The 10473-nt window shown below is 38.0% G+C and carries 8 protein-coding genes; 4 read left to right on the forward strand and 4 right to left on the reverse strand.

The window, feature by feature from the left end:
* Positions 1–127: 127 nt before the first annotated feature.
* The 4 genes from EGI31_RS12490 to EGI31_RS12505 form a co-directional block, all read right to left on the reverse strand.
* Complete coding sequence (locus EGI31_RS12490) at positions 128–1543, reverse strand: MFS transporter (RefSeq protein WP_255037566.1); 1416 nt, start codon at positions 1541–1543, stop codon at positions 128–130.
* Between the two features lie 4 nt (positions 1544–1547).
* Positions 1548–2672 (reverse strand): endo-1,4-beta-xylanase, encoded by a 1125-nt coding sequence (locus EGI31_RS12495; RefSeq protein WP_255037567.1) that lies wholly within the window; start codon positions 2670–2672, stop codon positions 1548–1550.
* 537 nt (positions 2673–3209) lie between these two features.
* Positions 3210–5984, reverse strand: coding sequence for an outer membrane beta-barrel protein (locus EGI31_RS12500; protein ID WP_255037568.1), 2775 nt, complete (start codon positions 5982–5984; stop codon positions 3210–3212).
* Entirely contained in the window at positions 5974–6714 is a 741-nt protein-coding gene (locus EGI31_RS12505) for a GLPGLI family protein (protein WP_255037569.1), read from the reverse strand. Before EGI31_RS12505 ends, EGI31_RS12500 begins: the two co-directional genes overlap by 11 nt.
* Before the next feature lie 152 nt (positions 6715–6866).
* On the opposite strand from EGI31_RS12505, the gene EGI31_RS12510 reads away from it, so the two are divergent.
* The 4 genes from EGI31_RS12510 to EGI31_RS12525 form a co-directional block, all read left to right on the forward strand.
* Positions 6867–8300: a sensor histidine kinase gene (locus EGI31_RS12510; protein WP_255037571.1), complete on the forward strand. Its 1434-nt coding sequence runs from the start codon at positions 6867–6869 to the stop codon at positions 8298–8300.
* Positions 8293–8976, forward strand: a complete 684-nt coding sequence (locus tag EGI31_RS12515; protein ID WP_255037572.1) for a response regulator transcription factor — start codon at positions 8293–8295, stop codon at positions 8974–8976. The genes EGI31_RS12510 and EGI31_RS12515 overlap by 8 nt, the downstream gene beginning before the upstream one ends.
* A gap of 207 nt (positions 8977–9183) precedes the next feature.
* Positions 9184–9528 carry an ISAon1 family transposase N-terminal region protein gene (locus EGI31_RS12520; protein WP_255037573.1) on the forward strand — a complete coding sequence of 115 codons (345 nt, stop codon included), beginning with the start codon at positions 9184–9186 and terminating at the stop codon, positions 9526–9528.
* Positions 9529–9559: 31 nt separating this feature from the next.
* The coding region (locus tag EGI31_RS12525) for an ISAon1 family transposase (protein ID WP_445468526.1) at positions 9560–10473 on the forward strand (914 nt) is incomplete at its 3' end.

Raw genomic sequence — 10473 nt, forward strand, 5'->3', positions numbered from 1 at the left:
TTGTTTGAAAATTAGAATCTGAATGGATAACAGGTGTAATATTGATTATTGATAAAAGAAACAAAAAAAGAAAGTAAGTTTCCAATATACAATCCCTAATAACCAATAAACTAATAAATAATAACCATCACCGCCTCTCTTTCAATTCTCTTTCGATTTTCAACTCCATTTTCTTATTTATTTCATAGAAAAACAATAATCCACAGGCTATCAAAAACGGAATGGCAGGAAAAATACTCACAAGTAATTTAATTCCGGTTATGGTTTCTGCAGATTGGCCAACTACTGAATTGGCTTGGTAATTAAACAGGCCCAAAATCATCGTCAATAATGAACTTCCTATACTTAGACCGCCTTTCAGGCCTACCATCATGGCCGAGAAAATAATGGCAGTTGCTCTTCTGTTATTTTTCCATTCTGAATAATCCGCTACGTCGGCTATCATGGTCCAAAGTATGGGAGTACTGATACCATAAAAGAACATGTGCAAGATTTGCGAGCCAAATATAAGCCCTACTGATTGTGGCGAAAAGAAATAAAAGAAAATGATGAACAAGGTAGAAACGAACAAAGAAGCCGCAAATACGTTTCTTTTTCCGTATTTGTCCGCAAATTTTTTCGAAAGCATAATTCCTATCAGGCCGATTAATATTCCACCGCCGTTGAAAACACCAAGACCCATCGAAATATCGTTTTCGAAGGCTGGAAGGAAGCTTTTCATGGGTTCAAGAAAGGCCGTTAGTTCCACTTTATCCACATAGTTTTCGAAATAATATACATACGAACCGCCTTTCATGGCTAAGGTCACAAACACCAAAGTGGTAACTACCAACATGATGATCCAAGGAATGTTTTTGAATAAATCGCCAAGGTCTTCTTTCAGAGATGATTTTTGCTCAGGTTTTGGTACAATACGTTCTTTGGTAGTGAAAAAAGTTACTAGAAGCATCAAGGTTCCTACAATGGCCAGAATGGTCATTACTTTCTCAATACCGACTGCTTTGTCTCCATCACCAGCTTTTAGGATGAGGTTGTACATAAAAACCTGAACAAAAAACTGCGAGAACATAACCGCAACGAATCTGTAAGCCGACATACTGTTCCTTTCGGCCATGTCTCCCGTAATTACGCCGCTGAGTGCCGAATAGGGCAAATTGTTGGCAGCATAGAGCAAAAGCAATAAACTATAAGTAATAACTGCGTAAATCACTTTACCGCTGTATTCAAAATCAGGCGTGCTGAAAGCCAATAAGGCGGTTACGCCCAAAGGAACTGCTGTCCATAAAATCCACGGACGGAATTTACCCCATCGGGTGCTGGTTCTGTCGGCAATGGCTCCCATTACAGGATTAAACACAAATGCGGCAAAAAGCCCCACAAAAAGCGTCACCAAGGTAGCGTCTTCGGTTTTTAGTCCATAGATGTCGGTATAAAAATAGGCCAAATAGGTTACCAAGGTTTGGAAAACCAAATTGGCGGCTAGGTCGCCCAAGCTGTAGCCCACTTTCTCTAGTACAGAGAGTTTTTGAGATTCTTGCGTCATAATATTATAGGTTAGGTTTTGTATTTTTTAGGTTCATAACCGCTTGATAGGCTTTTTTTGGTTCAAAATTTCTATCAAAAAGCAGTGGGTAGTTTGTTCTGCCCCTTACTGGCCAGCCGTTCAACCATGAGTGTCCGTCTTCAACTCCCCAGAAGGTAATTCGGTCTATTTTGTCTTTGTGTTTCAAAAAAACTTTAAAAAGCTCCTCATATTTTTGGGCCAAAGTAGTTTGTACCGAATCAGGCAATTCCTTTGGGTAAGGATTCATTTTTGGGCTATTCTCAAAGTTTTGATTGACGTCAGCTCCTTTCAAATCCCATGGGTTTGGCAAAACGGTGAGATCCAACTCTGTGAAAGCCACTTTCAAACCAAGGGCTGAATATTCTACAATGGCATCTTCAATGTCTTGTATTTTCAGACTATTGATGCTCCAGTGTCCTTGAATTCCCACACCGTCAATTTTAGTGCCTGATGCTTTCAGTTTTTTGATCATTTCAATGGTCGCCTTGCGTTTTACCGGTTGTTCATTGTTGTAATCGTTATAATACAATTCTGCCTTTGGGTCGGCTTTTGCCGCCAAATCGAACGACATTTTTATGAAATCTTCTCCCAACAATTTATAAAAAATAGACTTGCGAAAAGTGCCATCGTCCTCAATGGCCTCATTTACGACGTCCCAACTATTGATTTTTCCAGCATATCTTCCAGCAACCGTATTGATATGGTCTGTCATGAAAAGTTTCAGAGAGTCTGCTGACTTTATTTTGCCCACAAAACGCGGCAATTGCGAATGCCAAACCAGAGTATGTCCAACCACATACATGTTGTTTTTCTGACCATATTCCACAAATTTATCTCCCAAAAAGAAATCGTATCTGTTCCATTCCGGGTGAATGTTCATCGACTTCATGTGATTTTCGGGTGTGATGGCATTAAATTGTTTCTTAATGAGCTCATTGGCTTTGGAGTCTTTTTCAAGAATATGTTCGGCACCTAGGGCCGTTCCGATAAGGAAATCCTCCTTAAAAGCCTCCTTGAGTGAACCAAATTTATGTTGGGCAGTGGCTGCAGAAAACATAGCCAAAGAACCAAGAACAATCAGTAAATATTTAAGTTTTGAATGTCTCATTTTGATGTTTGAATAAGTGAAAATGGGTTTGAAATCCTAAAACAAATAAATAAACGTCAAATTTACACTTATTGTTTAAATTATTATATTTTTCATGAAATTATTACAAATATTTTTTAGGAACCAAAAATTAAGGTGCAATATTTCGGCGTATTTTTTATATCAAAATGAGATGAAGGAAAGAATGAGGAATTCAACAGCGTGCGGAGATTTACTTTAGTGAGCAAATGCCATTAAAATCTAGACAACCAAATTTTGAATTTTGATTTTTGTGATTACACCCGCCTGTTTGAGCCTAGACGAGAATCATAGTGCGAAACTTACAATTGGAGAGGATAATTGAATTGATCTGAGAGCCGAAATGTAATGGAAGTGGGTTAGGGAAATCGTCGAAACTGGAATAAGTATATTTTTAAACTGAAAATAAGTCATGCTTCACCCCAAAAGAAGATAGAATCATAATAGGTGAGAGAAATAAATAGTCGGAACAGCTAAAGTTAACTGTTCCGATTCTCCCAGATTCATAATTCTACTTTTTTAATCCCTATCACCCATTTTTATTTCAATGCCGTGTGCTTTCTTGAAACCTTTGATGTTATACGATAGGCCAAATAAGAAATACCTGCCCAAGACATTGGTTTGGCTTATTTCGTTGTAGCTTAGGTTGCTGTTTCGGCTTATTCCTTTGTTTTGGTTAAGGATATCAAATATTTCGGCTGTCAGCCTTAGTTTTTTGTTTTTGTCAACAAATGTTGTCAAATTAACTTTCAAGAGTGGCACATTTACAGCGTCTTTCGAAAACGATTGTTGGTAACTCACGTTGTCAAAGTTGGTTTTCAATATCATGTTTTCGCCAATGTTCAGGCTTCCTTCAACAAAAAGCGTGGTTTCGGTATAAAACTGGCCCAAATTGGCATTTTCAGAATAACGACTGTCGCTTCTATAATATCTAATTCCTGCCAAAACATCCAACTTGGCCTTTTTTCTATTTTCTACAGAAAAATTAATTCCTTTGCCAAAGATGGTGGTTTGGTTCCAGACGTTGTTTATGAGGCTATATCCGTTGGAGACATTGCTTCTTAAAGTTACTTTCGTTTTCACTTTCAAAGGCTTTATCGGTGTGCTGTACTCAATCCTCCCACTGCCCGACTGCTCGTTTTTGCTGTTCATCGGGCTCATTGTTCGCACAAAAAACTCGTCGATATTTATGCTGTTATTGATTTTGTTGTGGGTGAATCCAGCTCTCAGGCTCGCATAAAACATTCTGAACTCAAAGGCATTGTATTTCATATATCGCATTGAGAGATTATGCTTATACTCGTTGGAAAGCGATGGGTTGCCTTTGTAAATGTTCAGCGGGTCAGAGTTGTTCACAATCGGCTGCAACTGAAGGAGCGAAGGCTCCGCCATGTCTGTGGTGTAGTCCAGGTTGAAATTGTGACCATTTCCGAACTCATAATTGTAATACAACTCGGGCAAAACGGCACTAAATTGATTTTTGATATTTGTATTTTCATTGTTTACGGTGCCTTTCAGTAAGGAGTTTTCATATTTAAAGCCCGCTGCCCAATTGTATTTGGTTTGTGTGCTGCTGTATTTTAAGCCCGTTTTGCGGTTTATGTAATCCCTGTTGTACCAAGTTGAAAAGTTTAGATTGTAAACAAGTGCATCGTTGATGATATCAAAAAAGTCGGTGTTCAGCTTGTTGTTTTGGTCGTTTAAGCCTGCACTAAATTCCACATATCTTTTCTTGCCTAAGGGCTCAATATAGGCGGCATTCAGATCATAGCTCATGCCCTCATTGGCCGATTGTTGGTTTTGTAAGATTTGTCTAGTGGTGAGTTGGTCAGAATAGAACGTATAATTAGCGTCTAAATCGGCATCGTTGGCGGTATGACTAATATTTGTTTTGGCTTTCATCACCATCGAGCGACCCAGTTTTGAGAATTTTTGTTGGTAAGTCAAATCAGGCGTCAGGCGATAGTTTTTTCCTGAAATATCATAAATCGAATTGTTTTCGTTGATTTTGCTGTTATCATTTCTCAAAGAAACATCCGACGAAACCGAATTCATACGGTTACTTCCCAAACCGCCATCGAGTCTGAAAATCACATTTTGAAAGGCTGATATTTTCGAACTGAGTTTTAGATTAAAGGAGGTAGAAAGGTTATTGGAGCTTTGATTGCCAAGTATTTTTGATAAATAACTGGCATCTTTCAAGAAGTTTTCTCTGGTTGCGTTATTATTCAAATCATTAAAGAAATCATTAAAAAACACGCTGCTGACCAGTGATGTTTTTTTGTTTAAATCCTTAGAATAATTTAAGCCACCTGCAAAGGATTTTTGAACACCTTGGTTGTTGATTAAGCCCATTGGTAGCCCTCCATTTTCGCCCAAATTGATGTTCATACCGCCACCCGACATCATAGAACCTATGCCGCCCATAAACGAAATGTAGTCTTGCATCGAGAAATTTTGCTCATTTATGTTATTGGCCAAGCCTATGAATGAAATCCTGCTTTTAGGCGAAAACCTATTGATACTCGCTCGCTCTTTGAATCGCTCACCAGTTCCACCTGCCAGCTCTGCGGTGCCAAAGTAGCCTGCTTTTTTTCCTGGTTTGAGTTTTAAGTTGATGGTGCGTTCGTCTTGACCATCTTCGATGCCCGTAAACTCGGCCATGTCCGATTTTTTGTCGAAAACCTGCACCTTCTCCACCGCATCAGCATCCAGATTTTTAGTGGCTATTTTGGTGTCTTTCCCGAAAAACTCCTTGCCATCTACCAACACATTCTGCACATTTTCCCCAAAAGCCTTTACTGAGCCGTCGCGTTCAACTTCTACACCCGGTAGTTTTTTAAGCAAATCTTCCACCACATCACCGGGTTTGATTTTGAAAGCGGCGGCGTTGTAACTCACGGTGTCTTTGCCAAATTCCATTGGACTACCGTAATCGGATACTACAAGACTTTGGAGTTCTTTTGTGTTTTCTTTCAATATTATGGTACCAAGATTCACTGCATCGGCACCCAAAGTCAGCTTTTTCCAAAAGTTCTCATACCCGAGATAGGTGATTTGAATCAAGAAATCGCCTTTTGGGGCATCATATATTTCAAAAGCTCCTGTAGAAGCAGAAGAAACAAAACTCACCAATGAAGAGTCTTTGGCATTAAGTAGCATAACCGAGGCCATTTCTAGTGGATTTTGGTTTTTATCCACCACTGTTCCGAGTATTTTTTGGCCAAAAACATTAAAGTTTAAGAAAAGGATTAAGGAAATTAGTAGACTATGTCGAAGCATATTAGTTTTCATTTCTAATTATCATTCTCACGCCGCCTTTGCCGTCGCTGCCCATTTCCTTCATCTTGTCATCTCGTATCTTTTTGAACTCTGCCTTGCTTACTTTTTTACCTTTTTCTGGCTGAGTAAAAACAAATCCTGCGGGCAATGCTTCTATTTTTGTGGCCGCAATCAGGCGTTGTCCATTGTCTGTATCTAATGCTAAAATCATCCCTGGAAGTCCACTGTAACCATTTGGCCCCATTCCAACAGGTATTTGAGGCGTAAACCATGCCACAACTTTTTGCGAAGTATCTACCAGTGTGGCTTTTATGCATACAAAATCTAAGACTTTCTTTTGTTCACCAGTTACTTTCCATTTTTTGTCATTTACTTGGTCCACAATCAAAAACTCTTTGTCTAGAAACTCCTGACTTTGTACAAAATTATTTTCTGATAAATTTTGATAAATGGTAGTTTGTGGCACCTTGAAAACCATCCTCATTTGATTACCACCTTCTTCGTGTTTGATGTCAAGGTCTTCGTTTTTCTTCTCTTCTATCTTAAAAAGGCTTTCGTTAGAATTATAAAAAAGGACTTTGTATGTATCCTGAGAGGTAGGCATCATTTTAGCCATTTCTTTGTTTTCTTCCGAAATCTGAATGTTTAGTTTTATAGATTCTTTGAAATAGATCTTGCCGCTTTTTTGAAATTGCGAATAAGCAGAAAAAGACAATAATAGAAGTACAAGGATGTTTTTCATTTCGTATTATATTTTTATAAGAGATTATTTTACAAAACTACAATGACCTGGATGAAAGCAAGGTTAATGAAGGTTTAAATAAGGTTAATTAAGGTTAAAGTACTTAATAGTTGAACTTCAAGGCCTTACATTTGTATGAGGATATCAAAGCTATGTTGAAACAGAAAAAAACAAAGTTGAGCAATTGGATGATGGCCATTAGTTTGCTCATGCTCGGTACTTTCTTGGGATTTTATCTATTCAGTACTTATACTACCGAAAAAGAACGGATAGAACGTGAGATGGGCTATGTCTTCACGAATTCGATTCAGGAAATTGAAAGTAAATTGATGGGTAGTTTGATAAAGATTACCAAAAAAGGTGACAACAATGTTTCGATAAACATAAATAGTTTGCCTGAGAAAAAAGTGGCTGTATTTAGCTCAAAAACAGAGCTTGGGAAATCTGGAGGAAAGGAAATTCATTTCAGCAATCGTATAGAGAGGCGGAGTATTGAAACCAAAAGTGATGCGAAAGAAGTAAACGGTATGCTGTCTGTGATGCTGAAAGTGGATCGCAGAAGTAACAAGGATAGTATTATTAAACTTGAACGTTTCTGGAGTTTGGAGAGCATTTTGCCCAAAATTAAAACACAGTTTGCTGCCAATTTGGCAAAAGGGAAACTAGATGCCAATTACACGATGGTTCTGGATTCACTGAAGCCAAGCCAGAAGATAATTGCCGTGTATAATGACCTGCCGTCTAATCAGAAACTTTGGGTGCTCGCGTCGCAGAATTTTTGGATTATTTTCAAGAATATACTGCCGGAGATACTGACTACTTTGTTGCTTTTCGGTTTTGTGGCACTTTCGTTTTACTTAATTCTCCAATCGGATAAGAAACGCCAAGAGATGTTTCAGTTAAAAACAGATTTTATAAGCAACATGACCCACGAACTCAAAACGCCCATAGCCACTATGAGCGTGGCTTTGGAGGCCATAGAACGGTTTGACTTGCAGAGTGTGGATAAGAAAATGGAGTATATCGGCATTGCTCGTAAGGAAGCCAACAAGCTGTCTGACTTGGTGGATAAAGTGATGCAAGTTTCTAAAATGACTCAGTTGGAGATAAAAACCAAACAAGAATACTTTGATTTGAATGCTTTGATAAGAGAAATCTTGAGCGAATTAGAACCGAGGATTGTTGATAGGAAAATCCAAGTTTTGTTTGAAAATTCAGTAGAAAAATGCGAAGTGTTTTCGGATTTAGAAAACCTTCGGATCATTATATATAACCTGATAGACAACGCCATAAAATACAACGAAACTGAAGATGCTCGAATAGAAATAAGCTCAAAACCAAACGGAAAATATGTGGAGGTGGAGATTTTGGACAATGGTAAACCCATTCCGCTTGATTTTAGAGATAAAATATTTGAGAAGTTTTATAGGGTACCACAAAGCGGACAAACGCACAACATAAAGGGCCATGGATTAGGCCTGTATATTGTTGAAAGTTTGGCAAAAAGCATTGGCGGTATGATTGAATACAAGGCTTTAGATATGGGCAATAGTTTTGTTTTAAAAAATATCCAAACAAATGCTTAAAATATTGTATTTGGAAGACGAGGCATCCTTGGCCAAAATAGTTAAAGAATCCTTGGCCAGTAGGACTTTTGAGGTACTTCACCTTGAAAGCGGCCGAAATGCTGTGAATGTTTTTAATGAATTTCAGCCCGACGTATGTGTTTTTGATGTGATGCTTCCTGACAAAGACGGTTTTGAAGTGGCCAAAGAAATTAGAGCCAAAAATGCTACCACTCCAATTATTTTTTTAACAGCCAAGAATCAAACCACAGATTTGCTGATGGGTTTTGATGCTGGAGGAAACGATTATATCAAGAAACCGTTCAGCCTTGAGGAGTTAATAGTAAGAATAAATAACCTCCATGCTTTGACTCAAAATAAGTCGGGCAATTCGAACAATTCTGAAGGAATAAAAATCGGTAAGTATGTTTTCTCTACTGCCAAACAGGAGCTTAGATTTGAAAATGAAATCCGTAAAATTTCTTTCAGAGAGTGTCAACTTTTAGACCTTCTGACGCAGTCCAAAGGTGAAATAGTGTCCCGAAAACTTATTCTGGATACAGTTTGGGGCGACGACCACTTCTTCAATTCCCGAAATCTTGATGTGTACATAACGAAACTTCGTGCTTATTTCAAATCCGACCCCAATATCGAGATAATAACTCTCAAGGCAGTGGGGTATAGACTTATAACTTGAGAGGTGATGGTTTTTGGGTTTCGGCTGGATTTTGTTAGAAAATCTTTTTTAATGAAGCTATTATGTTTTTGCTTCCTCGATAGTTTAGGTAAGACTTAGGGCGAAAGTACAATAAAAAAAGCCGACTCATTTCTGAAGGGCAGGGATCAATCCAAAAAGTTGGGGGGAATAAAAAATTTATTTATTTTGGTTTTAAAATAACAGAGATTGAACCAAGACCTTATCCAATTACTTCTACCAGAAGGCTTATTTGAATATTTTGAAGTGGTTAAAGTAGAAAAAGTAGAAAATTCTTACAATATCTATATTACCGAACTCAACCTTATTCCAAAAGAGTTCGATGGCCAAAAACTTGAATCCAAAGGTTACTTTGAAGAAGAAACTGTTAGGGATTTCCCACTTCGTGGCAAGGCATGTTTCCTGAAAATAAAACGACGCAAATGGCTCAATCATGACACCGGAAAAATTGTTTATCGAAACTGGAATTTAGTAGCCTCTGGCACGCGAATGACATCGGAATTCGCGACTTTTTTAAAAGGAGCTTTTAGATAATACACCAATTAGCTGCAAAATTATAGGTGAATTGTTTCAATTGGACGGTAAACGATTGCAAGAACAATATGCAGCTCACCTGAGCGGTTATACAACTTGGAATCAGATTGAACATTCCCAACAATGGATACTTTACCCCGAAAATATTGGCGAAAATCTATCACTAGATGAGACTTGCCTCTCAAATGGTGATTTGTATACCATTTTGACAAATAAGGCTGCAAAGGGTAAAAAAGGAGCTTTGGTTGCAATGGTCAAAGGTACTGTAAGCGATACGGTCATTGAGGTTCTACACAAAATTCCAGAGTCAAAGAGGAAAAAGGTGAAGGAAATAACTTTAGACCTTGCTCCAACCATGGAGCGAATCGCTAAACGTAGCTTTCCTAAGGCTAAGTTAGTTTCTGATAGGTTTCATGTCCAAAAACTAGCCAGTGATGCAGTGCAAGAAATAAGAATCAAGCATCGCTGGGCGGCAATAGATCAAGAAAGCAAAGAAATAGAATATGCTAAAGAACTGAAGAAAAGATACGTTCCAGAAGTTTTAGAAAACGGCGATACCTTAAAACAACTACTGATCCGAAGTCGATTCCTTTTACATCAAAGAGAAAGCAAGTGGTCACCTTCACAAGTACATAGGTCTGAGGTTTTGTTTAGACTATATCCTGACTTAAAGCAAGCATATAACCTTAGCATGGAACTTTCTAATATTTTCCATCAATCAAATAATAGATTAGTTGCGTTTAAAAAGTTAGCCCTATGGTATAATTCAGTAGAAAAGTTTGAGGTGAAAACCTTCAATACCATCGCTAGGACTATTCAGAACAATTATGAATATATCCTAAATTATTTCGACAATAGAAGTACAAATGCCTCAGCAGAGTCTTTTAACGCAAAAGTAAAAGCATTAAGGAGCCAATTCAGAGGAGTAAGAGACATAAGCTTTTT

The organism is Lacihabitans soyangensis, from assembly GCF_024343775.1.
Classification (GTDB): domain Bacteria; phylum Bacteroidota; class Bacteroidia; order Cytophagales; family Spirosomataceae; genus Leadbetterella; species Leadbetterella soyangensis.

Excerpts from the sequence above, each read along its gene's own strand:
- EGI31_RS12495 (WP_255037567.1), bottom strand. The coding sequence starts at position 2,672 with ATGAGACATTCAAAACTTAAATATTTACTGATTGTTCTTGGTTCTTTG.
- EGI31_RS12510 (WP_255037571.1), top strand. The coding sequence starts at position 6,867 with ATGTTGAAACAGAAAAAAACAAAGTTGAGCAATTGGATGATGGCCATT.
- EGI31_RS12500 (WP_255037568.1), bottom strand. The coding sequence starts at position 5,984 with ATGAAAACTAATATGCTTCGACATAGTCTACTAATTTCCTTAATCCTT.
- EGI31_RS12505 (WP_255037569.1), bottom strand. The coding sequence starts at position 6,714 with ATGAAAAACATCCTTGTACTTCTATTATTGTCTTTTTCTGCTTATTCG.
- EGI31_RS12515 (WP_255037572.1), top strand. The coding sequence starts at position 8,293 with ATGCTTAAAATATTGTATTTGGAAGACGAGGCATCCTTGGCCAAAATA.
- EGI31_RS12490 (WP_255037566.1), bottom strand. The coding sequence starts at position 1,543 with ATGACGCAAGAATCTCAAAAACTCTCTGTACTAGAGAAAGTGGGCTAC.